This window comes from Sphingobacterium griseoflavum (genome assembly GCF_014653155.1).
Lineage (GTDB): Bacteria > Bacteroidota > Bacteroidia > Sphingobacteriales > Sphingobacteriaceae > Sphingobacterium > Sphingobacterium griseoflavum.
In genome coordinates this window covers 138,140-163,626 of record NZ_BNAF01000005.1, presented here as the reverse complement: position 1 = coordinate 163,626, position 25,487 = coordinate 138,140, and the positions used below count along the sequence as shown (strand labels likewise).

Annotated in this window: 21 protein-coding genes and 1 tRNA gene; 8 read left to right on the top strand and 14 right to left on the bottom strand. The window is 45.0% G+C overall.

The window, feature by feature from the left end; genetic code table 11:
• Positions 1 to 19: 19 nt before the first annotated feature.
• Together xylA and IE165_RS08065 are read right to left on the bottom strand one after the other, a co-directional pair.
• Positions 20 to 1,348 (bottom strand): xylose isomerase, encoded by a 1,329-nt coding sequence (gene xylA, locus IE165_RS08070; protein ID WP_189626098.1) that lies wholly within the window; start codon positions 1,346 to 1,348, stop codon positions 20 to 22.
• Positions 1,349 to 2,836, bottom strand: a complete 1,488-nt coding sequence (locus IE165_RS08065) for a xylulokinase (protein ID WP_189626097.1) — start codon at positions 2,834 to 2,836, stop codon at positions 1,349 to 1,351.
• 87 nt (positions 2,837 to 2,923) lie between these two features.
• On the opposite strand from IE165_RS08065, the gene IE165_RS08060 reads away from it, so the two are divergent.
• On the top strand, positions 2,924 to 3,964 hold the full coding sequence (locus tag IE165_RS08060) for a LacI family DNA-binding transcriptional regulator (RefSeq protein ID WP_189626096.1): 1,041 nt from the start codon (positions 2,924 to 2,926) through the stop codon (positions 3,962 to 3,964).
• Between the two features lie 35 nt (positions 3,965 to 3,999).
• Here the strand turns inward: IE165_RS08060 and IE165_RS08055 are convergent, their stop codons facing one another.
• The 4 genes from IE165_RS08055 to IE165_RS08040 form a co-directional block, all read right to left on the bottom strand.
• Entirely contained in the window at positions 4,000 to 4,257 is a 258-nt protein-coding gene (locus tag IE165_RS08055; protein ID WP_189626095.1) for a hypothetical protein, read from the bottom strand.
• A gap of 21 nt (positions 4,258 to 4,278) precedes the next feature.
• A complete protein-coding gene (gene icd, locus IE165_RS08050; protein WP_189626094.1) occupies positions 4,279 to 5,541 on the bottom strand; it encodes an NADP-dependent isocitrate dehydrogenase in 1,263 nt (420 codons plus the stop codon).
• Between the two features lie 13 nt (positions 5,542 to 5,554).
• Entirely contained in the window at positions 5,555 to 7,711 is a 2,157-nt protein-coding gene (locus IE165_RS08045) for a cation:proton antiporter (protein WP_189626093.1), read from the bottom strand.
• 120 nt (positions 7,712 to 7,831) lie between these two features.
• Positions 7,832 to 9,046: an ABC transporter permease gene (locus IE165_RS08040; RefSeq protein ID WP_189626092.1), complete on the bottom strand. Its 1,215-nt coding sequence runs from the start codon at positions 9,044 to 9,046 to the stop codon at positions 7,832 to 7,834.
• Positions 9,047 to 9,134: 88 nt separating this feature from the next.
• Here IE165_RS08040 and fmt point away from each other — a divergent pair, with 88 nt between their 5' ends.
• Positions 9,135 to 10,049 carry a methionyl-tRNA formyltransferase gene (gene fmt / locus IE165_RS08035; protein ID WP_189626091.1) on the top strand — a complete coding sequence of 305 codons (915 nt, stop codon included), beginning with the start codon at positions 9,135 to 9,137 and terminating at the stop codon, positions 10,047 to 10,049.
• A gap of 12 nt (positions 10,050 to 10,061) precedes the next feature.
• On the opposite strand, the gene IE165_RS08030 is transcribed toward fmt, so the two are convergent.
• Positions 10,062 to 10,274, bottom strand: coding sequence for a helix-turn-helix domain-containing protein (locus IE165_RS08030; protein ID WP_189626090.1), 213 nt, complete (start codon positions 10,272 to 10,274; stop codon positions 10,062 to 10,064).
• Between the two features lie 344 nt (positions 10,275 to 10,618).
• Here IE165_RS08030 and IE165_RS08025 point away from each other — a divergent pair, with 344 nt between their 5' ends.
• Both IE165_RS08025 and IE165_RS08020 read left to right on the top strand, forming a co-directional pair.
• Positions 10,619 to 11,479 (top strand): sigma-70 family RNA polymerase sigma factor, encoded by an 861-nt coding sequence (locus IE165_RS08025; protein WP_189626089.1) that lies wholly within the window; start codon positions 10,619 to 10,621, stop codon positions 11,477 to 11,479.
• Positions 11,480 to 11,685: 206 nt separating this feature from the next.
• Positions 11,686 to 12,567 (top strand): OmpA/MotB family protein, encoded by an 882-nt coding sequence (locus IE165_RS08020; protein ID WP_189626088.1) that lies wholly within the window; start codon positions 11,686 to 11,688, stop codon positions 12,565 to 12,567.
• A gap of 143 nt (positions 12,568 to 12,710) precedes the next feature.
• On the opposite strand, the gene IE165_RS08015 is transcribed toward IE165_RS08020, so the two are convergent.
• From IE165_RS08015 to xerD, 5 genes are all read right to left on the bottom strand, one after another.
• Positions 12,711 to 12,782 (bottom strand) — tRNA-Arg (locus IE165_RS08015).
• 114 nt (positions 12,783 to 12,896) lie between these two features.
• Positions 12,897 to 13,526, bottom strand: coding sequence for a hypothetical protein (locus IE165_RS08010; RefSeq protein ID WP_189626087.1), 630 nt, complete (start codon positions 13,524 to 13,526; stop codon positions 12,897 to 12,899).
• A gap of 11 nt (positions 13,527 to 13,537) precedes the next feature.
• The gene (locus IE165_RS08005; RefSeq protein WP_189626086.1) at positions 13,538 to 15,862 is read right to left on the bottom strand and encodes a TonB-dependent receptor; all 2,325 of its coding nucleotides are present in this window, start codon (positions 15,860 to 15,862) and stop codon (positions 13,538 to 13,540) included.
• 41 nt (positions 15,863 to 15,903) lie between these two features.
• Positions 15,904 to 16,224, bottom strand: coding sequence for a hypothetical protein (locus IE165_RS08000; protein WP_189626085.1), 321 nt, complete (start codon positions 16,222 to 16,224; stop codon positions 15,904 to 15,906).
• A 68-nt stretch (positions 16,225 to 16,292) separates the two neighbouring features.
• A complete protein-coding gene (gene xerD, locus IE165_RS07995) occupies positions 16,293 to 17,186 on the bottom strand; it encodes a site-specific tyrosine recombinase XerD (RefSeq protein ID WP_189626084.1) in 894 nt (297 codons plus the stop codon).
• 99 nt (positions 17,187 to 17,285) lie between these two features.
• Between xerD and IE165_RS07990 the strand changes: the two genes are divergently transcribed.
• Positions 17,286 to 20,141 carry a M16 family metallopeptidase gene (locus tag IE165_RS07990; RefSeq protein ID WP_189626083.1) on the top strand — a complete coding sequence of 952 codons (2,856 nt, stop codon included), beginning with the start codon at positions 17,286 to 17,288 and terminating at the stop codon, positions 20,139 to 20,141.
• Positions 20,142 to 20,305: 164 nt separating this feature from the next.
• Here IE165_RS07990 and IE165_RS07985 read toward each other — a convergent pair whose 3' ends face one another.
• Complete coding sequence (locus IE165_RS07985) at positions 20,306 to 21,301, bottom strand: endonuclease/exonuclease/phosphatase family protein (RefSeq protein WP_189626082.1); 996 nt, start codon at positions 21,299 to 21,301, stop codon at positions 20,306 to 20,308.
• A gap of 195 nt (positions 21,302 to 21,496) precedes the next feature.
• On the opposite strand from IE165_RS07985, the gene IE165_RS07980 reads away from it, so the two are divergent.
• From IE165_RS07980 to IE165_RS07970, 3 genes are read left to right on the top strand one after another with little or no spacing between them, the layout of a single operon-like run.
• Entirely contained in the window at positions 21,497 to 22,672 is a 1,176-nt protein-coding gene (locus tag IE165_RS07980) for a glycosyltransferase family 4 protein (protein WP_189626081.1), read from the top strand.
• Positions 22,657 to 23,679 (top strand): lysylphosphatidylglycerol synthase transmembrane domain-containing protein, encoded by a 1,023-nt coding sequence (locus IE165_RS07975; RefSeq protein ID WP_189626080.1) that lies wholly within the window; start codon positions 22,657 to 22,659, stop codon positions 23,677 to 23,679. The genes IE165_RS07980 and IE165_RS07975 overlap by 16 nt, the downstream gene beginning before the upstream one ends.
• Positions 23,660 to 24,829 carry a glycosyltransferase family 4 protein gene (locus tag IE165_RS07970; RefSeq protein ID WP_189626079.1) on the top strand — a complete coding sequence of 390 codons (1,170 nt, stop codon included), beginning with the start codon at positions 23,660 to 23,662 and terminating at the stop codon, positions 24,827 to 24,829. The genes IE165_RS07975 and IE165_RS07970 overlap by 20 nt, the downstream gene beginning before the upstream one ends.
• A gap of 39 nt (positions 24,830 to 24,868) precedes the next feature.
• Here the strand turns inward: IE165_RS07970 and IE165_RS07965 are convergent, their stop codons facing one another.
• Entirely contained in the window at positions 24,869 to 25,399 is a 531-nt protein-coding gene (locus IE165_RS07965; protein WP_189626078.1) for a hypothetical protein, read from the bottom strand.
• Positions 25,400 to 25,487: the final 88 nt, after the last annotated feature.

Below are 25,487 nucleotides of genomic sequence, written 5' to 3'. Positions count from 1 at the left end.
TAGCAAAAGATCTCAAAAATTAAATATATCTATTGATTAAATTTTCCAAATATTCCTGTCTGCCACTTATACGCGCAGGTTCACCATGTTCTACGGCAAAGTCACGAAGGTTTTCGAGTGTAAGGTTACCTTTTTCGTACTCGGCCCCCGCGCCGGTATCAAAACTCGCATAACGTTCGGCACGAATTTTCTTATAGTCCGATTTTTGGAGGATATTATCCGCAATAACCAAGGCGCGCGCAAAATTATCCATGCCGCCAATATGGGCGTAGAACAAATCGGTTGGATCAGTTGAATTTCTTCGAATTTTCGCATCGAAATTCACACCGCCGCCCTGCAAACCACCAGCCTCCAAAATGATCAGTAAGGATTCGGTCAACTCATTTAAATCGGTCGGAAACTGATCGGTGTCCCAACCGTTTTGCGAATCGCCGCGATTGGCATCGATTGATCCCAATAATCCCGCATCTGCGGCAACCTGCAGTTCGTGCTGGAACGTATGTCCGGCCAACGTGGCATGGTTCACTTCCAAATTCAACTTGAAATCCCCCAGCAGATCGTACTTCTGCAAGAAACCGATCACGGTGGCCGCATCAAAATCATACTGGTGCTTGGTCGGCTCGCAGGGCTTCGGTTCGATAAAAAAAGTACCCGTAAATCCATTTTTACGTGCATAATCTTTAGAAAGATGAAGGAAACGAGCGAGATGCTCCTGTTCGCGCTTCATGTTGGTATTCAACAGGGACATGTATCCTTCACGACCACCCCAAAACACATAATTCTCGCCCCCAAGTGCGATGGTGGCGTCCAACGCGGCTTTAACCTGCGCACCACCATGTGCCAACACATGAAAATCCGGGTTTGTAGATGCACCGTTCATGTATCGATGATGACTAAACAGATTGGCTGTCCCCCACAATAGCTTAATACCACTTAACCGCTGCTTTTCCTTCGCATAAGCGACGATCTCAGCCAAATTGTCCTCATTTTCTAATACATTATCCGTAAAGTCAACAAGATCCACGTCGTGAAAACAGTAATAAGGAAGTTGCATCTTTGTCATGAATTCAAAGGCAGCATCCATTTTATCTTTGGCACGGTCGATGATACCATTTTTTTTATCCCATGGAAAGAAAAGTGTCGGTCCACCAAAGGGGTCCGAACCGTTGCCGTTAAACGAATGCCAATAAGCACAGGCGAATTTGAAATGTTCAGCCATCGTCTTTCCTGCTACCACACGTGATGCATCATACCAGCGAAAGGCTAACGGGTTATCCGAATCAGGACCTTCATACTTGATTTGTCCGATCTCCTTAAAATACGTTTGATTTCCTACTAAAATGTCCATTTATATTAAATTTGATAGTTTATACATTAAACTTTGTTTCCATTGCTGATAAAGATCTTCATATCGCTCCACCGCTTTCGGGGCAACTGTAGCGCGACTCTTTAAACCCACAAAAGCTTCGTTCCGAGAACGATAAACTCCCAGGCCCAGGCCAGCACCTAACGCCGCTCCGACACTGCCATCGTTATCGTACAGCTCCACCGACACTCCGGTTACGCCTGCAAACGACTGCTGAAAAACCGGGCTTAAGAAAAGATTTGCATAACCAGCCTTAACAACTTTAGGATGCAAGCCATTATCCCGCAAAATATCGAGACCATAGCGGAAGGAAAATGCGATACCTTCTTGAGCCGCACGCCAAAGATGCGCTTCACCATGCCTGATAAAATCCAGGTTTTCAATATGCGCATGCACCGTCTTATTTTTGAGCATGCGTTCTGCTCCATTTCCAAACGGAAGGATACGAACACCGTCTGATCCAATGGGTATGGCGGCTGCTTCCTGATTTATTTGATCATAGTCATATCCGCTGGCAGATATCTTTTTAATCCAACTGTTTTGTATGCCGGTTCCGTTGATACAGAGGAGCACACCTAAATTCGGGTTTTCTTTTTGATGATTTACATGGGCGAAGGTATTTACGCGCGATTCTCGATCATACAATAAGGCGTCCGTTACGGCATAGATAACGCCCGATGTTCCCGCAGTAGCTGCTACCTCACCAGGCTCCAACACATTAAGCGACAAGGCATTGTTGGGTTGATCGCCTGCTTTGTAGTTTACCGAAACCTGCGCAGAAAGACCTAGTTCTTGAGCCACTTCCGGACGTAAGCGCCCATAGCTGGAGAACACGGGACGTAGCTCCGGCACCAGCGCCTCATCGATATCATAGTAGTCAAGTAAGGTGCGAGATAGGCTATTGGTTTGGAAATCCCAAAGTACACCTTCCGAAATCGAACTGACGTTGGAATTGATATCCCCTGTTAAACACATGCTTAGGTAATCTCCCGGTAGCATAAATTTATGCACCTTGGCATAAATCTCTGGTTCGTTTTCCTTTACCCAAGCTAATTTCGAGGCGGTGAAATTACCGGGCGAATTCAGGTGGCTGGCAAGAAAGCCTGCGTGCTGCAGATCCTCCATCGCGCGATTCCCAACCTCTACAGCCCTGCTGTCGCACCAAATAATTGCGTTTCGCAGCGGCTGCTGTTGATCATCGACCAGCACCAATCCATGCATCTGATAAGCGATACCTATCGCACCGATGGTCTGCGGATCGTATAATCCAGAACGGTGTGCTTTCTGTATTGCTAACTTCGTGTATTCCCACCAGCTACGTGGATCTTGCTCAGCCCAACCTGGCCTATCAGAAAGAATCGGTGCTTCCACTTCTGGATATTGCGCTGCAACAACCCGCTCATTCGTTTGAGCGTCTACAACCGAAACTTTGATCGATGACGTTCCTAAATCTATTCCTAATAATAACATATATACAATTGGTGTAAATGCAACCGCTTGCATAAAATTATTTATAAAATTTTATATTTACAAAATATTTCGAAAAACAGATTCATTTTGGCAAAGAAAACTACCATCTACGATATTGCAAAGGAACTTAACATTACGGTATCCACTGTATCCCGAGCATTAAACAACATCTCGACTATCAGCGAGCGCACCCGTGAATCCGTTTTGGAGATGGCAAAGAAATTAAATTACCGTCCGAATAAGGTGGCATCGTCGCTCACTTCTGGAAAAACATTTATTATTGGTGTGCTTCTGCCCAGTGCGCAGATCCAGTTTTTCGCATCCGTTATCCATTCGTTGGAAAAATATCTCAAGTCGTTTGGATACAGTATCCTGCTTTATCAAACAAATGAGTCTTTAGAATCGGAAAAAAATGGTATATCGACACTTCTAGAAGCGCAAGTAGATGGTATCATAGCTTCGTTGTCATTGGAAACACAGGATCTGTCTCACCTTGGGAAAGTGAAGGAGGAGGGCAAGCCGTTAATTATTTTTGACCGTACGCATGATGATCTGCTTGTACCAGTCGTAAAAATTGACGATGAGCTAGCGGGCTATATGGCCACCAAGCACTTGCTTGATCAGGGTTACAAAAAGATTGCCTATATCACAACGAAACATCATATAAAAATTTTTAAAGAACGATATGATGGTTATCAAAAAGCACTGGAAGAAGCTGGCCTTGAAGCGCATGCTGCCTACGCCATTTTTGGAGAACTGACCGTGGATGGCGGGTATCTCGGCACACATCAACTGTTGCGTTTGAAAGAAAGGCCGGATGCAATCATTGGAGGGGATGATTACGTAGCTTTAGGTATTATCAAAGCGCTCCACGAGCACCAAATAACGCCGCCAACTATTGGTGTCATTGGCTTTGCAAACCAAAATTTTTCGGAACACATTATCCCTAGCCTTTCCACGATTGATCAACAGGCCATACAAATGGGCAAAGAGTGTGCGAAGCTATTCCTGAAAATCATAGAACGGAAGGATAGCGACGACAAGGAGATGGAACCGGTGGTATTAAAGCCTATACTCCTTGCGAGGGAGTCGACAAATCGCAAGTCAGCAAGATCGCTCCATAGCTAACCAACGCGTTCCGCTTTAAAGTCATTCTTGGGTTTCTAAAGGAGTAAAACCTTCCAAGCCATCTGCAAATCTTGCGCCTGAAGGTAAGCGCTTGCCTTTAGTTGCAAATGCGTATTTCGAGTATGTTCATCGCCGATAAACGATTGAAGCAGCTCGCGTATTTCAGGCAAAGCTCTAACCTGATCGATCTCGTCCTCATCAGGCAGGGTATCTACCGTTGCAAGCATCAGCTTTTCGCTATCGCTTAAGATCGCAGATTTTCGCACGATTGTAGGCAAGTCTTCTATATCCATGCTATGCTACCGCTTGACAAATTAAAGTTTAGCTATAATAGCATCTGCAAATGCACTTGTCTTCAACAACGTAGCATCTTTCATCAAATTATAAAAATCGATGGTGACAGTACGCTTTTTTATCGTTTCGGCCAAGGCCTGTCGGATGGCGGAAGCAGCTTCATTCCAGCCTATATAGTCCAACATCATGGCACCACTTAAAATAACCGAGGAAGGATTCATGCTGTCGGTGTCCGCAAAACGGGGCGCAGTACCATGGGTCGCCTCGAAAATGGCATGTCCGGTGGCATAATTTATATTAGCACCTGGCGCAATACCTATTCCGCCCACCATGGCAGCCAAAGCATCCGAGATGTAATCGCCGTTTAAATTGAGCGTTGCGACAACCGAAAAATCGCTTGGTGCAAGTAAAATCTGTTGTAAAAAATTATCTGCAATCATATCCTTGATGATTACTTTGCCATCGCGCTCCGCTTGTTTCTGCTCTTCATTGGCAGCTTCCTGTCCATGCAGTTCTTTGGTGCGTTCCCATTGTCCCCATGTGTAGGTACGGTCCGCAAATTCCGTTTCGGCAACTTCAAACCCCCATTGTTTAAAGGCCCCTTCCGTAAACTTCATGATATTACCTTTGTGCACAATCGTCACCGAAGGTTTTTGGTGGTCTAGCGCATACGAGATGGCGGCACGCACCAGTCGCTTTGACCCTTCCTCGGACACCAGCTTAATACCCACGCCAGTTGATCCGGAAAAGCCATAATCAACATGCAGTTCTTCTTGCAAAAAGCTTTGTATTTTGTCGGCCTCGACAGAACCCGCTGCAAACTCAATTCCGGCATAGATATCTTCGGTATTTTCACGAAAGATAACCATATCTACCTGTTCGGGATGCTTAACTGGCGACGGTACTCCTTCGTACCAATGCGTTGGCCTCAAACAAACATATAGATCCAACGATTTTCTTAGCGCTACATTGAGCGAACGTATGCCGCCGCCAGTGGGCGTAGTCAACGGACCTTTAATCCCGACCAAGTAATCGCGGAAAGCTGCCAACGTTTCATCTGGTAACCAACTACCGACTTCGTTGAATGCCTTTTCGCCAGCAAGCACCTCTTTCCAAACAATCTTACGCTCGCCTCGATACGACTTCGCTACAGCCTGGTCAAAAACACGAACCGCAGCACGCCAAATATCAGGCCCTATCCCATCACCAATGATAAAAGGAATTGTCGGTGTAGCTGGAACATTTAATTGACCTGTTTTCTGTATTGAAATCTTTGCTTCCATAGCTTCTTCGTATTTACTTTTCCTTATTAAACATATTTCCTATTTCGCGACTAATCTTTCGGAAGATTGGGGCAGTCTGTACATCTTCGTAGTCATCGATGTGCTGGTTTTCTCTTCTGCTCGGAAAAATCAAGAGCAGATTTTGGTTTTTGAAGTAACGCCCTATACGTTTCGCCAAACCGTCCAACGCATCGCGGTAAGACACCTCGCCGTAGCGTGAAGACACAAATACCAACAGTGCGTCTACCGTGTTAAACGCCGCCAGTCCGTAGATGTTGTCCCAATCCTCATAATTTTCAAAGGCATAGGGGACACTCGTTTTACTCGCCGTCAGCGTCTCCATCAATGCGCCTTCGGTTCGTCTGTTACAAACAAAACGTAGCGGCAACGAAAGCTCCTGCCCCAATTTCAGCATTTTCTCCAACCAATATTCAAATCCAACTTCAGATTCGGCAAGCGGAGGCACGAAGAGCGCAATGGATTTATGTGAGACAAAAGACTTGTCCAGTCGGCACATAAACAGGTTAGCGTCCGTACGATTCAAGATACTTTCCGTTTTTTCACCGACAATCTTTTCGATAAAGGAAGTCGCACTCGGCCAGCCCAGAATAAGGCAGTCCGCAAAAAGCTCTTTTGATGTACGACCTATACCGCTAGCAATATTCAAATCGATTGTTGTCAAAAGTTCCACCTCCGTTTCCGAACCTGAGGCATATTTGGCCATGTTATCCAAATTTTTACGCGCGTTTGCGGCATTCATTTCAGCCTGTTCGTTATCGGCGACGACGCTTAGGATGTGCAACGGGTGGTGTGATTTTTTCGATTTGACAAGGGTGGCAAAGTCAAGGATGGGTTCCATACTGGCTAGATTCGCAATGGGAATAAGGATCCGCTCTTCATGTTCTGGGACATGTTCGACGTGCTCATCATCTTGATGCCCCTCCATAACGATGCGGCGGGAAGCATTTTCGGTCACAATCGAAGCGATGATACAGGTTATCAATATCAGCAATATCGTTCCATTCAGGACATTTTCATCGATAATTTCCCTTTCAAACCCCACCATGATAATGGCTAACGTAGCGGCAGCATGGGCGTTGCTTAGCCCGAAAATTAAATTTCGTTGGTTTTTGGAATACTTGAAGAAAAATTTGGTTGCCGTAGCCGCTAAAAATTTCCCCGTTACAGCGACCAATGTCAAGGTACCGGCAATGATCAACGCCATCGGCCCTTTGGTAAGCACACTTACATCAACGATCATCCCTACAGATATTAAGAAAAAGGGAATGAATATCGCATTTCCAATAAACTCGATACGGTTCATCAACGCGGATGAATGTGGGATCAATTTGTTTAGGGCCAAACCGGCAACAAAGGCTCCGATAATAGGTTCTAAGCCAGCTATTTCGGCTAAAAAAGCAGCGAAAAACACTACTGCTAAGACAAAAATATAATGTGCCGTCTTTTCGCTTTCAATCTTTTGAAAGAACCATTTTGCTATCCGCGGAATCACCCCAAACATAATCAGCAAAAACAGCGTGAAAGAAACACCGAGGGTTACCCAAAATTGTTGGTTGATTTCTCCTTGTGACGCACCAGTCAGGATAGCGAGGATAATTAATACCGCTGTATCCGTCAGAATAGTCCCACCGATGGTGATCGCTACTGCCTCATTTTTGGAAATACCATAGCTGTTCACGATCGGGTAAGAAACCAATGTATGTGTGGCAAACATACTAGCTATTAAGATGCTTGGAAGCAGTTCGTAGTTAAGCAGGTAATAGCAGACCGGAAAACCAATACTGATTGGAATTACAAAGGTCAGCAAACCAAAAAGTAGGCTTTTGTTTTTTGTTTTTTTGAACTCATTCATATCGAGCTCAAGCCCTGCGATAAACATAATGTACAAAAGGCCAATGGTCGAAAAAAGGTCAATAGCATCTACACCATTCCCCTGCAGGGTGACTTTATCGATCTTAGCCAGCCAGTTGAGGCCATGTGGCCCGAATAGTACACCAAAAAGAATCAATCCAATAATACCGGGAACCTTTATCGGCCGCAGTATAATGGGAGACACCAAAATGATGGTCAGGATAATCGTGAAGACCAACACCGGATTGGTTATTGGCGTTGAGAATACATGTGAAATATGCTGTATGAATTTATCCATGCAATAGTTAAACGAACATTGTTAAACGGACCTGAATTTACAACTTATTTGGCCCAATTCCTAATAGAGGGAACAATTCCTGCGCCTGAACGTTTGCGAAAAAAGTATCAGCGAAAGTATCTACTTGAATTGTATGGTTTTAATCGGCGAGATGCGACTGATCAACATCGCCGGCACGAAGAGCGTCAGCAATCCAATAACGGCAACGGCCGCATTTAAGCCTAATACTTGGTACCAGCTTATATCCATCGGGACGTATGCAATGTAATAAGTGGATGGATCCAAAGCGAAGAAATGCGTATAGGTCTGAAACAGATAAAGGCTTAAGGCGATAAGGTTTCCGGCAAGCAAGCCCACTCCTATCAGGTACAATGATCCATATAAAAAAACCTGCCGAATACCGGTATTGGCGTAGCCCAAAGCCTTAAGCACCCCAATCATAGAAGATCGCTCCAGAATACTGATCAACAGGGAGGAAACCATATTGATAATCGCCACCATCATCATGAGAACGAATATGATGTTATCGTTCATATCCAACATGTTAAGCCAATTGAAAATATCGGGCATCTGTTCTACGATGGTTGATGCATTTAACTCCAACGGTAGTTCTGCTGCAATACGCTGCGCTGTCGTCTCCAACGAATCAAAAGATCGCAGGCGTACTTGGTATGCGCCCACATCCGTATCGTCCAAATCATTTAGTCGTCTGATCAGATCCAGGGAACCAATTACGTAAGTCTTATCCAATTCTTCGGAATGGGTGGTATAAATGCCGCGGATCGTAAACGGTCTCTTCCGAATGGGTTCCTGTATAAAGTACATGATAAACTTATCCCCGACTTCGAGCGAAAGGCGGTTAGCCAAGTAGGTAGAAATCAACAGCTGCGTACCCGCATTCTCCGAAAAATCCAAGGTATCGCCCTTAACAATATTTTTTTGCAGGAATTGCTGATTATACGTTCCGTCTATCCCTTTCAACAACACCCCCTCCACCTCGCCTTTCACGTTCATGATGCCGGCTTTTGTGGCAAACGGCGTAATCTCCTGTACACCGGGGATATTTTTTATTTTCTGCAGGTCCTTGCTCCCTAATTTTATAGGGGTATTTTCATAAGATGCATTCAGGTCATTTTTTGTAATCACCACATCGCCAAAGAAGCCACGTTGTTTATCAATAATTTCCGTCTTGAAACCTTTCAAGATAGCCACAGAGAGGATGATAGCGGAAATGGCCAATGCCAAGGCGCCGATGGTTACCCGCACAATAAGCTTCGAGAATGTTCGAGTACCCGTAAAAATGATCCGCTTAGCGAGGAAATAAGGAAAATTCAACCTGAAAATAATTTGTACCTTCGCAAAGTTAGCATTTTTTGTCACTTACAAGGGTGCCGACGCGATTACTAAATAAATTGAATAATATATGCGCATCGTATTTATGGGAACACCCGACTTTGCCGTCGCATCACTGCAGGCTTTGTTGGAAGCTGGAGAACATGTTGTGGCAGTGGTGACTGCCGTAGACAAGCCTGCGGGACGTGGGCAAAAGGTCCAGGAATCCGCCGTGAAAAAATTTGCTGCAGCAAACGATATTCCCGTTCTCCAACCGGAAAAGTTACGGAGTACGGATTTTTTGACACAACTAGCTTCTTATAAGGCCGACCTACAGGTGGTGGTCGCTTTCCGGATGCTGCCAGAAGCTGTTTGGAACATGCCGCCCAAAGGAACAATTAACGTACATGCATCGCTTCTTCCCCAATATCGTGGAGCTGCCCCCATAAACCACGCAATTATAAATGGCGAAAAAGAATCGGGGGTAACGACTTTTTTGCTGCAACACGAAATAGACACAGGTAACATCCTGTTTTCCAAGAAAGTAAACATATCGCCGGACGACAATGCAGGTACGCTCCATGATAAATTGATGCTTGCGGGCGCGAGCCTTCTTCTAGAAACTGTGCAGGCCTTGAAAAAAGACGTTATAAATCCGATACCGCAAACGAATATCAGCGTTGCTGATCTTAAGGTAGCACCCAAGATCTTCAAAGAAGATTGTGAAATAGACTGGAACAATAGCACCGATATCGTGTACAACCATATCAGGGGTTTGAGTCCCTACCCCACTGCATTTACCCAACTAAACGGTAAGGGATTGAAGATCTTTGCAGCGCAAAAAGGCCCTAAAATAGATAAAGCAGCCGGTGAATATGAGACAGACGGAAAAACGTTCCTCCGTTTTGCAACCCTTGATGGAACGATCCAACTCATTACCTTGCAACTCGAGGGCAAAAAGAAAATGGATGTGATCGAATTTTTACGGGGCTATCGGTTTGATTAAGGGATAATTTCTTTATTGATCGTCATCCACATACTGTATAATATCGCCAGGCTGGCAGTCGAGAGCCTTACACAGGGCGTCTAGTGTGCTTAGACGTATAGCTTTTGATTTTTCGTTCTTTATGATGGACAGGTTGGACAATGTGATACCAACCTTTTGGCTTAGATCGTTTAAAGAGACCTTTTTTTGGGACATAATGTCATCGAGATGAATCCTAATAGGCATAAGCTGATCGACTTTATATTTAAACCATATTTTAGAGGTAACAATTATACGATACAATAGTTTTCTTAGGCTGTAAAAAATTGAAGCAGTTGCGAGTCAAATCATTTCATAATAAACCTGTTACAACGCGAATGTTTTTGCACGCCGTGAAAACAAATTTTCAATATGGGCGTTATTCCTACAATGGTTCGAGAATTGGAATAGTTTTTGCTGTTTAGAAAACGTTATTCCTCCATTCTTAACTCCCTCATACAGAGTGATTAATTTACACTTAGATGAAGGTTAATTCGTGAGAATTTACTATTTTTGCAAACATTTCAAAGAGAAAGGTTTTTAGACATTAAATGAGACAGCTCAAAATCACACAATCCATTACCAATCGCGAATCGCAATCGCTAGACAAGTATTTGCACGAGATTGGTAAAGTAGACTTAATAACCGCGGAGGAAGAAGTAATCTTGGCCCAACGCATTCGCGAAGGCGATCAAGTAGCTTTAGAGAAATTAACAAAGACCAACCTACGTTTCGTTGTTTCTGTTGCAAAACAATATCAAAATCAAGGACTCACCCTAGGTGACTTGATCAACGAAGGCAATTTAGGCTTAATAAAAGCAGCAAAGCGTTTTGACGAGACAAAAGGTTTCAAGTTCATTTCTTACGCCGTATGGTGGATTCGTCAGTCTATATTGCAGGCGATTGCTGAACAGTCACGTATCGTGCGTTTACCTTTGAACCAAGTAGGTTCGTTGAGTAAGATCAGCAAAGCGTTCTCCAAATTAGAGCAGGAATACGAGCGCGAACCTTCTCCAGAAGAATTGGCAGACATCTTAGAAACGACAGTGGACAAGGTTTCTGACACCCTGAGCAATTCGGGAAGACATGTATCCATGGACGCTCCCTTTGTACAGGGCGAGGAAAACACTTTATTGGACGTTTTGGAAAATGCGGATCCCGATACAGACAGTATCTTAATCGATGAATCGTTATCGGAAGAGATCAAACGTTCACTTGCTACATTAACGGAAAGAGAACGGGAAATCATTGTGCTATTTTTCGGATTAGGTACCAATCACCAATTGTCTCTAGAAGAAATTGGAGAAAAGTTTAACCTCACGAGAGAGCGTGTCCGCCAAATCAAAGACAAAGCGCTACAACGCCTACGCCATACCTCGCGAAGTAAAATTTTAAAATCTTATTTGGGCTAATACAGCTATTGGCCTGTATCATGCTATGCGATGCGCAACTCAAAGGTTGCGCATTTTTTTGTTTAATGAGCATGGGGAATTGGAAAAGCTCCACTCACACGCTATATATCCTAATTAATTTATTATTTAACAATAATTAATAATTGTTGCCATTCTGTTTAGGCATTACTTTTGTAACTTTACTTCTATAAACACGCTATCATACAATGAATAGAAGAATAATTACCATAGGGATATTGCTATCTGGCTTATTACTGGCCAGCTGTGTAAGCAATAAAAAATATGCCACCTTGCAAATGCAGCATCAAGATTTGGCGGCGCAGTATCAAAAAGGTCAAATGGATTTGACCGAAGCCAGAGCAAAGATCAAAAGTCTAGAAGATCAGCTGGAGTATGAACGGAAGAACAACGCATCGTTAAAAGAAGCATTGGCACGACTTCAAGGCACGTTGGACATGAGTATCAATCAAAATAGCCAAGGCAATGCGAACATCTCCAAACTGGTCGATGAAATCAATGCATCCAACAAGTACATCCAACATTTGGTGAACACGAAAAACAAAAGTGATTCATTGAATCTTGTACTTACCAATAACCTAACCCGATCCTTAAGCCGTGAGGAACTTCGCGATGTGGATGTAAAGGTACTGAAAGGTGTTGTGTACATTTCGCTATCAGACAACATGCTGTACAGATCCGGCAGTTACGAAATTTCCGATCAGGCTGGCGAGACGCTTAGCAAGATTGCGAAAATCATTCAAGATTATAAAGATTACGAGGTCTTGATTGAAGGGAATACGGATGCTGATCCGATTTCAAAAACCAATATCCGTAACAACTGGGATTTGAGTACCCTTCGTGCTTCGTCTGTCGTACAAGCCTTGCAAAATCAATATGGGGTTGATCCGAAAAGGTTAACAGCAGGTGGACGTGGGCAATATAACCCTATCGCCGACAACAGTACACCTGATGGAAAAGCTCGAAACCGTCGCACGCAGATTATCATTACGCCAAAACTGGATCAGTTTATGGAATTGATTGACAAAGCACCGGAATCATCAACAGATACCACCGGTGGCGAGCTCTAGGCAGACGGCCTATTCCCTGCAATAAAAAGGTCAGGTGCTTGTAAGCACCTGACCTTTTTATTGCAGCAACTTTCTACCCCGGAAAGTTTTGTAAATCGATTACAAAAAAAGGCTTCAGAACTGGCTGAAACCTTTATTTTGAGTGTTCCCGGCGGGGGTCGAACCCACATCGTCAGAACCGGAATCTGAAATTCTATCCATTGAACTACGGGAACTTTGCGTGCAAAAATAACACTTTTTAGCGTAGATCAAATCTTTTTTAAAAATATTATTTTCGCACGCGAGCTACGCACTTTTCTTGATCAAAACCTAGAAAAGGCATGTCCTAGTTAATGATCGTGCTCGCCTTCTTCAACCAAGTGAACGCTAACCTTCAAATCCAGATCGTTTTCGCCCGTAAACTGGTTGTAATTCACATTGTTCCAATCAGCAGCGGTTATACGCGCTTTCACCCCTGCATTCAAATGGCGCAATACATAGTTCAAGGTAAATGTATTGGCCAATGCATTCACCGTTAAATAGCCCGTTACACCTACATTCAGCGCAATGCCATCGGCATCTTTGTCAGCATATTCGTAAGACAGACTATTGGCTGGTGCGCCTAAAATGAAAGCTTGGTGGATGTCCGGCCGGGCGACGAAGGTCTGCTGTGTCTCGCGGCCCGCAAAATCCGTTGCCACTAGCTCAAGTTTATAGCTCTTACCCACTTCCAAATGCAAATGTTCCCCGACAGGAGGCAGCATTTCGGCACCAGAGAACGTGACAGAAACCACTTCTGGATTGTCGACGTCGTGATAATGTGCATGGTCTCCATGCTGCTCACGTTCCACTTCCGTAAATATAAGCTTTGCCGTACCTACTTCTTCTTGATCCACTTCGGGTGTAGGGTCATCTTTCGAGCAAGATGGAGCTAGGAACAACACAGCCAAAAAAGAAACAACTAAACTAATTTTTTTCATGATAAATAACATTAGAATTGATAAGATAATTTTAAATTGAAATTTCGGCCCATTTGGTGCGTAAAGTAGCGCAAACGGTCCATGTAATCTTTGTATGCGGTATTGCATACGTTGTCTACAGAAAAAAGCATATTAAACTGTCTTCCGGATGCAAGATCAAACTGCTTGCTTGCCACAAAATCGATCAGATGATAGGCAGGTGGCGGGGCAGCATAATCGCTGTTTGCTTCGTAGCGGCTTTGACGTGCCACAAAACGGTGTACCAACTTCACATAGCTATGCGGTTGGTCTTCTCCAAGCCAGGCATACGAAATGCCCTGTTGAAATCTATCCGACGGAATATAGGGCAGATACGTATTTAACATGATGTTCTTCGCACGGATAAGCGAAGCCGTCGCTTCATACTGCAACTTGTGGGTGAGCTGGTAGGTGAGCTTCAGGTCGGCACCATAAAAAAGGGCATCATGTTGCTGGGAGACGAAGAGCGGAAATGTACCGCGTATCGTCTGCCTCACCGAATCCGGATTAGGCTGCGCATAGATGTAATCGTAAAGCAACTGCGCATACAGATCTGCAGTGACCGTTAAGCGATCGGTATTCCAAATCAAGGTATTTATCCATTTTAAACCCTTTTCGCTTCGAAGATTCTGATCGCCCAACTCGTAAGTTGCACTGCCATGGTGCAACCCATCACTGTACAACTCATTGGCCGACGGTGCTCGCCAAGCTAAACCGATATTACTTTTCCAGCTTAACCGCGGCGTCATGTGATAGAGGACTCCTACCGTTCCGGAGGCATTGTGAAAACGCCGGGTATCGGTGAGCAGATATTGCTCAATGCTGCCATCTTCGTTTACGGCATCGCGCCGGTAACGATAACCGGCAACATCCAGGTATTTGAAATCGTAGCGCCCCCCTGCTTCGGCATGGAGGCGTCCGATATGGAACTGGTGAATTGCAAAAAGCCCTAAATTATAGCTATCGAAGTTCGGAATAATAGGCGTCGTACCTGTGCCCGGCGTATTGTTGTTGATCTGTATGAGTGACTGCACACCAAAGGAGCTATTCTTCTGCTTCAGCACGACGTCCAAGGTTTGTGCGCTTAGTACCATATCCGCCATCGGCAAATCGTCAGATTCCACCCGACGGACATCATATTCCCGACGATGGTTGCGCTGAAAACCATATTGTACGTCCAAGCTTCTATCGGCATTAAAAGTATGGGTCCACTTCAGCTTCGCTAATTCATGGCTTACCCGTTGTCGAGGCGCTTCGATCGTATAGCTGAAATCATACTCCTCAAACGGGCGTCCATGTGCTATACGCGCCTCAATATCCGCTACGGTGCCGATATGCGCCCCACGAAAAATCCCCAGTGTCGTACCGAAATGACTATAGAAGGCTTCCAACGCGTTTTTGTTCCACTTATAGGTCAGAGCACCGCTATAGTTCAGCTCTTCCACGCCGGTATTGCCCACCACATAGTCAGGCGTCTCATAGTCGCCGATCTTCTTCGCCGATGCTTGTACCCGCCAGCCCAGCTGCGGGATACTTTTTACGATGCCCTCTAGGCTTCCCTGCATCATGCCACCTCGTCCATTACTACGCCCTAAGAGGTCAAAATTACCGCTCAAAGCCTTATCCATGTTGATGCCAGCTGGCGTCACGAGCACCACACCCCCCAATGCATCGGCGCCATAGCGCACACCTTGCGCTCCTTTGATTACTTCCAAGCGATCCGCGATAAAGGGATCGATCTCCGGGGCATGCTCGACGCCCCATTGCTGTCCTTCCTGTCGCACCCCGTTGTTCATGATCAAAATTCGGTTACTGTGCAAGCCGTTGATCACCGGCTTCACGATGCTATTACCCATGCCAATCGTCGACACGCCCGAAATATCAGAAAGAGACTCCGCCAGTGTTTGGCCCTTATTTTCCTGTATCTGCTGTGCCGAAAGGCGATGGACGCTGCTGGAAAGCCCCCCCTGCTGCTGGCCGATGATCTCCACATCTTGGATATGTATCGCATCAGGATCCATCGTCAACAGCAAGGCCGTATCCCGACTCAAAATAATGGTATACGATTCCGAAGAAAATCCCAAACGTGACAACGACAACGGATAGCTACCTGCACATAGCTTGTTAAAAACAAATCTGCCGGTGGCATCTGTCTTTGCCGTCCTATTTCCTTCGGTTCGAACAATAACGTCCAACAAGGGTTCTCCCTGCGCCGATTTGACCACTCCGCTCATACGGATGGTACATTTCTGTTGAGCCTGTAGCAATGGTGTGCAAAAAAGCAATCCCAGCAACAGCCCCATAGCTTTATTCCGCATCTATGTATCTGCCTTTTTTGATATAAAACAATTTACCCTGTCTATAGGGTAACAGGCGGATCTTTATTACTTATTAAGAGATGGACTTGATCGAGGACTCGAACAAGCAAACGAGCTTTTTCTGCAGGAATCACCAGGGAAGACTCCGCTTCCGGTAGCAATGAAGCTAAATGGATTTCACCGAGTACTTGATGGGAAACAAACCAGCACAACGAACAATGTTCAGCGTCAGGGCCGTGCTTATCTGTGGCGGCCGCACAATCGTGGTGGTCTTGATGATGCGTATACTGCAGTGCACTTGCCGACACCAGACCAACGAGCCCGATGACCAAAAGGATATGCAACAATAGCTTCTTCATCATACGATGGAGGCAAAGGTAAAACAAATGCAACAACATTGCAAAAAAAATAGAAAAGACATCGTTTACCATCAAGAACGTGGATGATACTGCGTGATAACGGATTGCAGATAATCTTTATCGATATGGGTATAGATCTCCGTGGTGGTAATACTTTCATGTCCAAGCATATCTTGGACAGCGCGAAGATCAGCGCCACCTTCCACCAAATGTGAGGCAAAGGAATGCCGAAACGTGTGAGGGCTGATCGGCTTTGTCAACCCAATTTTCTTCGCCAAATCTTTTATAATCAAAAATACCATCACACGGCTAAGCGGTGCGCCCCTCCTATTCAAGAAAACAAAATCTCCAAAACCCGGTTTCAACGGTAGCATTGGTCGAACCTCTTTCAGATATATTTCCAGATACTTGATGGCCTGTTTACCAATCGGAATCAAGCGTTCTTTGTTCCCCTTCCCTTCTACCTTGATAAACTCAACGTCCAAATAAAGATTAGAGATTTTGAGGCCTACAAGCTCCGATACCCGCAGTCCACAGCCATATAACACCTCCAACATTGTTTTATTGCGCGTACCTTCATTTGTGGAGAGATCGATCGCTTCTATCAACGCATCGATCTCTCGGAGATGGAGCACGCTCGGAATCTTACGGCTCAATCTCGGCGATTCCAATAGCTCGGCAGGATTCTTTTCCCATTCGTATTCGATCTGAAGAAAGGAAAAAAAAGTCTTTAATCCGGAGAGTAACCTAGCCTGTGTAAAAGGCGATATGGGAAAGTCATTGATAAATACCAAAAACTGCTGCACAATCTTCGTGTCAACTTGCGTTAGCGAAATAGTGCGATAGCTACAATACGCCTCCAGCTTATGCACGTCGTTGAGATAAGCATCAATTGAATTGCTTGACAGATTGCGCTCCAACTGTAAATAGCGTTTGAAGTCTTTTTTAGCAACATCCCATTCCATACGGGTAAAGATAAGCAAATAAAGCACGAAAAATCAGCAGAAATTCTACCGGTTTTTGTAAGTTTACCACCTAATATTTTCATAAAAGTATCCATATCTATGAACATAATCAAACCAGTTGCGATAGCTTTTTTACTGCCTGCTGTCTTCCAGGCCATGCCTGTGCAAGCCATTACCATATCGGTCGGCGCCAAAGAAATTATACAGGCAGACACGTTGTCTTGGGACACGCCTCTCCCGTTTGACAAGGAGGTAAAAACCGGACAACTAGCCAACGGTTTCCGCTATTACATCCGACGGAACGTTGAGCCGAAAGATCGGGTTACCATGTACTTAGCCACCAAGGTAGGTTCTATTTTAGAAACTGACGAACAGGTCGGATTGGCGCATTTTCTAGAGCATATGAACTTCAATGGCCTAAAGCATTTCCCGAAAAACGAATTGGTAAACTATTTGCAGAAGGCAGGCGTTCGTTTTGGTAGCGATTTAAATGCCTACACGGGATTTGATCAAACCGTATATCAGCTACCCATCCCTTCGGACGATGCGGAGCTGTTGAGGAATGGCCTGCAGGTTATGCGCGATTGGGCACAAGATGCATTGCTTAGCGACGAAGAAATAGACAAAGAACGCGGCATCGTGCTGGAGGAAATGCGAGGCGGACGCGGAGCGTCACAACGTATGCGCGATCAGTATTTGCCCATCATGCTTAACAAATCTCGGTATTCAAACCGACTACCCATAGGTACGGAATCTAATATCAAAAATTTCCCCTACGCTACACTTCGTAACTTTCATAGAGACTGGTATCGACCGGATCTACAAGCCATCATCATCGTCGGCGACATTGATGTTGCTGCGATGGAAAGTGAAGTAAAAAGGCTATTTTCTGACCTGAAGACTCCTGCAGATGCCCCCAAACGCGAAGAATATCGGGTACCACTCCTGCATACCAACCAATTTATTGCGGTGACCGATCCAGAGATGACGTATACGGTAGGACAGCTTACCATCAAACACGAAGAACAAAAAGTAAAAACCGTACGCGAATTTCGAACCACTCTTTTAAGATCTGTTTACAACGACATGCTCAATGCGCGGCTGGGCGAACTGGCGCAATCCGCCAATCCACCATTTATTCAAGCCAGTGTCGGTATCGGAAGTTTCATCGGAGGGCTTGATGCCTATAATGCTGTGTTCGTTGCGAAACCTGGTGAATTTGAAACGGGCTTTAAAGCATTGATCCGGGAACTTGAACGCGTCGAGCAACACGGGTTTACCGAAACTGAATTTGACCGAGCTGTATCGTCGATACGTAAAGGTAGCGAAATGGCCTATATAGAGCGCGACAAAAAGAAATCCGACAGCTATGTCAACACCTATCTAAACCACTACTTGGAAGACGGGCCGGCCGTAAGCAACGAAGATTCGTACAATCTATACAAACAGTTACTTCCGACATTAACGCTTAAGGAGGTCAACCAATTGGGCAAGCAGTATTATGTAGACCACAACAGGGATATGATTATCATGGCGCCTGAAAGTGAAAAAGCCAATTTACCTGACGAAAACATGGCAAAAGCGTGGGTGTCAGCCATACAGAACGAACAGATAGCGGCTTATGAGGATAACGTCTCCGATCTACCTATGTTGGCGGAAGAGCCCGTAGCCGGGAAAATAGCGAATTCCAAAGAAATTGCTGCCGTGCAAAGCAAAGAGCTTAGACTCACTAACGGCGTCCGGGTCGTGCTAAAACCTACCACCTTTAAAAACGATGAAATCCTCATCAGCGCCTACAGTCCTGGAGGGACATCACGCTACACCGACGAAGACTACTATTCAGCAGCCCAGGCAGCAGATCTTGTGAACAGTAGTGGCATTGGCCAGCTCAATACCATCGAGCTACAGAAATATCTGGCCGGAAAGAACTTGAATATAAGTCCCTACATTAGCGAACGAAGTGAAGGGATATCGGGACACAGTGATAAGGAGGGGTTGAAAACCGCTTTTGAGATGATCTATGGCTATTTTACCGCGCCTCGCATCGAAGACGATGCTTTCCAAAGTATGATCACAAAAACCCGTTCTATGATTGCCAACCGTGAAGGCAACCCTAATTTTGTGTTTAGCCAGGCTATGCTGGAAAGCCTCTATAAGGGCAACATTCGGCGCAGCCCCATCAGCATGGAGGCTGTAGAAAAGATCGATCAGGCTCGGGCATTGCAAATCTACAAAGAGCGATTTGCCGATGCTTCCGACTTTACGTTCACCATCGTCGGATCATTCACCGAAGTCGAGATAACTCCTTATCTTGAACAGTATCTCGCTGCCTTACCTTCTACCAATCGCATGGAGCAGGCCAAAGATTTAGGTATTTATGAGCCCGAAAAAGGTTTCGAAAAAATAGTGCGCAAAGGTAAAGAGGAGAAAGCAACAGCTGTACTAAGTTTTTATGGAGACTACAACTACAACGAAACGGAAAATTTAAATATGAATGCCTTAGAGGGGGTACTGACGATCAAGCTTTTGGAGCGATTGCGCGAGGAAGAAAGTGGCGTGTATGGAACGGCGGCTCGCGCATCCACCAGCAAATATCCGAAGAATCGTTTTAGCTTCACCGTATCTTTTGGAACAGCTGTGGATAAATACAAAGGGCTTATCGCCTCTACCCTCGACGAAATCAATAAAGTGAAACAACATGGCCCACTGCAAGAGGATTTGGAAAAATTCAAAATCGAACAAAAAAGACAACTGGAATTGTCATTGAAAGAGAATCGATTTTGGATGGGTCAGTTATCTGGCGCTTACCAACGTGAGGAAGATCCGACATACATTACACGTTACTTAGACGACTTGGATAAGATTACCGTCAAGTCTGTTCAATCGGTGGCAAAAAAATACCTGAAAGAAGAACAGCTATTTAAATTTATCCTATTGCCGGATGAAATAAAATAATTGAGCGGACTACCATTATCACTATAGAAAAGACCTAAGCCGGAGAAACTTAGGTCTTTTTTACTAATCAACCCTTCACGCTACATGATGTAGGCTCCGTTTCAATTAGTATAGGGGGTCACAACCACTCTTCATTTCGCAGCATTTACTTTACGAATGGTACATCAGTGGACGTTCAACAGCATATTACCTTTCAGCCTTTTCCATTTCATGGAAAGCGAAACGGCACAATGGTCGGATAGGGGTTGACCATAGCGATTCGAAAAATACTGTTTTTGAATTTTATACGAGCAGGGAGTAAATGCTAGATAGGCACTATTTCTAAAGAATATTTTATCAATGCTTTCACAGCTATCCGTGAGCCCGAGCTTATCCGGAGGAGTAAAATCGTTTACCACGGGCGGCGTTCGTCCCTCTCTTTTCGTCACGACCCAAGCATCCGTGAGCCTATTTTTGAGAACGAAATCATGCAATTTATCCCAGGCTGCTGCATAGTGTGCATTAAAATCGCCCATCAAAAGCAATGCCTGTTGGTCAGAATTTTCGGCAATATACTTAGCCAGTTGTTTCATGTTGTTGCGCCTTGCCAGTGTCGCGCGCGGGTTATCTTCCGAGTTGGCATGGACATTATAGACGTCGACGGTTACCCCTTGGGCTACCATTATGCGTGACAAGGAGAAGCCCTTTGCAGCGAGGCAATCTGCGCCGCTGCAATCCAGCCAAGCAACACGTTTTGTGAATAAAATTGGATATCTCGACAGCGTGTTTAAACCATCGCCGTAAGGCAATCGATCTTGATGAGCCGTACGATAAGGATGCTTATTCGCCCCCCTGTACAGCTCTTTGTGGTAGTGGAAATCTTCCTGCACATTTATGATATCGTAGGCAGCCATCCGCACGCCTATTTCCACCATGCTTGACGCACGCGGACTTTTGGCACCGGATAGCAGCTCCGGTAAACCTGCTATGTTATACGTCAATAAGTTCAGCTCACCCTCCCTGCAGCTTCCTTCGCCCGTCAGTGGCGCCCAAGATCCAAAGGGATCATAAATCGCCGACTGACTGATTTTGATCGGACATACATACGCTCCCAACAAAACAAGAACAGCAAATTGTCGTGCCCATTGATATCGGTTTGATCGAATAGGGTGTATACTCATCTGTATCAGGTAGTTGATATTTCCAAAGCTAAGGGCCTTATGTTAGCCCTGCATAAATTCTAGGTGAAGCTTTTATGGAAAAATCATACAGAAAATGTAAACAATACGGTGAAAATTCATAAATCATTAATAATCAATATATATTAACTACATATCTATCCTATATCTTCGAAAAAAACAACGAAACCTGATCATATGGTAAAAGTGGCATTTTTTGCGGAGATACTTATTGAAGAATTTGATGGCGCATCACGTACTATGTTCCAAATCATCAACCGAATTGATCCCCATCGGTTTTCCTATCTTTTCGTCTACGGGAAAGGTCCTAAACGTGTGGCTACCCATGAATCGCTCAAAATTCCATCGCTAAATACGACACTGAACAAGGATTACAGCTTCAGCCTACCTTTGTTTGTGAAGCAACAGCTGAAGCAGGAGTTGGACAACTTCCAACCAGATGTAGTCCATATTGCTACGCCTTCCTTATTGGGTTTTTTCGCATTGCGCTACGCACAGCAGCGCAATATACCAGTCATTAGCATTTACCATACTAATTTCATTTCGTATATACCTTACTACTTCCGAAAATTCCCCGCACTTATAAAGCCCGTGGAGCGCTGGATGATCGCCGCTAGCAAAAAGTTTTACAATCGCTGCTCGACAGTTTACGTGCCATCGGAATCGATGACCAAACAACTGGAAAACCTAGGTGTTTCCAGCCAGCGATTAACCCTATGGCAACGTGGTATCGACCTGACACTTTTCAATCCCATAAAAAGGGATCTGTGCTTTGTGCAAAAAATTACAGGGAATACCAAGCCCAATATACTATTTGCCAGCCGATTGGTATGGGAGAAAAATATACAGACGCTCATCGAAATCTACCAACACCTGCAAAGAAATGGGCTGGCGCATAACCTCATTATTGCCGGCGACGGTGCTGCCAAGGAAGAGATGCAGCGGCATATGCCAGAGGCCTACTTTCTTGGGAAACTTGAACATAGGGAATTGGCCATTTTATATGCTTCTTGTGACGCTTTCGTCTTCACATCCACTTCGGAAACCTACGGCAACGTCGTCATCGAGGCCATGGCATCGGGCCTTCCCTGTGTCATCGCTGATGGCGGCGGTAGCGCTGACTTGATACGCCATCGACACAATGGGTACAAATGTATACCAAAGGCCCCTGAAGATTACCTTATTCATCTTTCTCTCTTATTACGGGATCCTGAGCTACACCAAGTAATCAGCAACGCTGCTCTAGCCCAAGTGCGGGCATTGGATTGGGAACATCTCGTGCAACGTTATTTCGAAGATGTGAAATTGCTAGCCAACGCTACAACCCGCAGCCTGGTATGGACAGCTTGCTAAAAAACAAAAAGTGGCAGAAAATCATCGTGCTTACTTGCGTGAGCGTACCATTGGCGGTATTCATTGTGCAAACCAATATGTTGATGGTGCTGCAAGAAATAGAAAAAATAGGTTTTCGTTTGCTGTATTTGCTGCTGTGCACCTTTATTGCTTACCTCTTGGGCACCTGGGCTTGGTGGATATGCCTCGTGGAAGAAAGAAAGCGTATCAATATATTCCAACTGTTCGGCGTGCGACAAATTGGAGAAACCGTGGGCCTATACAATCCTACAAGTATAGTTGGGGGCGATTTGCTGAAGGGCGAATTGCTCAAAGCTTACGACATCCCTGAAGCAACGGCGGCAACCTCCATTGTAATCTCGCGAATAACAGTGGTGCTCTCCCAACTATTGCTGCTTATCGCCGCCATAGCATGGCTTCTGTTTTTTCCGGTAGTGCATATGTCAGGACTGTTCACCTACCTATTGATTGGTTTGGCTATATCCGTATTTCTTGTCAAGCTTTTGCTTTTTTACACGCTGCACCGAAAAACCGTAGCAAACCACTCACCTGGGGCCATACCGGAAAATATCTGGCAAAAATTCACTTGGCGTCTACGCATACTGTTGGTAAAAGCGCAGCGCTTTTACCAACAGAAACCAGCTATCTTTTGGGGTGCTTACCTGCTATCCGCACTACATTGGGTGGTAGGCAGTTTGGAATTTTATTTCATCTTAAAATTTCTGGGCTATGATATCTTGATTATACATGGATTGCTCTTGGATATGGGCGTCGTGATCGTGAAGAGCTTGGGCGCCGTGGTGCCGGGCCAATTGGGCGTCGAAGAGCTTGGAAACAAACTCGTGCTCACAGCCGTGGGTATACACACCACAGCCATTTGGCTGGCAGTAACCCTGTTACGTCGATCGCGTCAACTGTTTTGGATACTCGTGGGCATACTGTGCTATGCCGGTATAAAAAAAGCCCACTCCTTACCGCTGAACGAACATGGAAATACTATTCGTTAGCCATAAACATCCGCCCGCTACTGGCGGTATGGAAAAACAGAGCTATGAGCTTATCAACGGAATGCGGGAATGCGCCATAGTTCACGAAATTGTATACAAAGGAACGGAAAGCTACCTGCAATTTTTTAGGCGGCTTAATGATCGTATACTCAAAGCGGTGCACAGTCATCCAAACATCGTGCTAATCCATTTTAACGATGGTCTTATTGCGTCGTTGAGCCTATGGCACAGTGGCTATGCTCATATCAAGCGCGTAGTGACTGTACATGGTTTGGATGTGGTATTCCCGTTAAGCATCTATCAGCGTTTTATTTTGAAACGTTTCAACCGCTTTGATCACATCATTGCTGTAAGTCAAGCTACCGCACAAGCTATCGTTCAGCGTGGTATCAACCCACATAAGGTCTCCGTTATCGTTAACGGGATTGACCATAGCGTGCCAGCAGATCATTTGCCTGATAGGTGGTCGGACTTATGCCAGCAATATGCCATACCCATTGACAAAAAAATCCTCGTTATGGTTGGACGTCCAGTCAAGCGAAAAGGCTTTTCTTGGTTTATCCGCGAGGTACTGCCCCATCTTCCGTGCGAGGCTATGCTCGTGATGGCCGGTCCCTTCAAGCACGAAAAAACAAAAGAAGAGAAGTGGCTGCAATGGTTACCTAAGTCGTGGCAGCATCTTTTCATGCTCTTCACAGGCTTCCCTTCCGATCAGCAGGAAATCCGTAGGTTGCTTCAAGAAAATAAAGATGCGCATCGGCTGAAGCATGTAGGCAAACTGCCGTTGGAAGATCTGCAGGTATTATTGGCACATGCCCAAGCGTTTCTGATGCCCAATATTAAGATCGATGGCGATATGGAAGGATTTGGACTGGTATGCCTAGAAGCCAGCATGTGCGGCACAATGGTGCTGGCATCGGATATCGAAGGTATTACCGACGCGGTCGTACATGAAAAAAATGGTCTTCACGTGCTTCACGAAAACCCACAGGCATGGCAAACGGTCATTAGGAAACTCTTGGAGGAAGAAAGCCTCCACGCCAAACATCGAAAAGCATACCGGTTGTTTACCCTTCGTACCTTCAGTTGGAAAAAGATGGTCAACGAATATAGCGCGCTCTTTCAGTCGATTACCAAACAGGCTCCTTAAACGGCCTGCCGCATCTTCTCGTGCTACACGATACGAAGATCAATCGGGAGCATGCAACGTCCGAACTTCAACACCGTTGGTTTTCTTTTCGAAGATAATCTGCGTTTCACCTCCTGGAAAAAACAAATCGATCAACAAGCTATCGGTAGACATACGAGCATACCTAATTTCAAGCGGGTAGCTTCCGGCAACGATATGCGTAGCCGTTTTCGGCAATCGGCGTTCCAAAAATCGGCCATCATCATTGTCGCTGTTCTTCGTCCGAAACCGTGCATAGGCGGTTTCCAAATCGGCATTCCACCAAAAACAGACTGTCGTAAAACCGACTTCCATGTCACCATATGGTTCTTGGCAGGTCTCGTGCACCGGTAATCGCGCGTTTCTGTCCGTTGGTACTACTAGCGAATCGTTGGTATGCTCTTTCCTATCGTTGGGCCGCTCTCTATCTTGCACAACATGTTCCAAACCACCTGTATCTTTCGCGTTTTTCGTCACTTCATTGCATGATATAACGAAGAAACTCGTTACAACGATCACTAGCCGCACTGCGTATTTTCTTATTGCAATCATAGTGGCCGTCATTTTTAGTTAGTTGCCGCCTAAAATAAATAAAGATCATGCAAAAAGACAGCAATGTCGTGGAATAATTATTATGAAT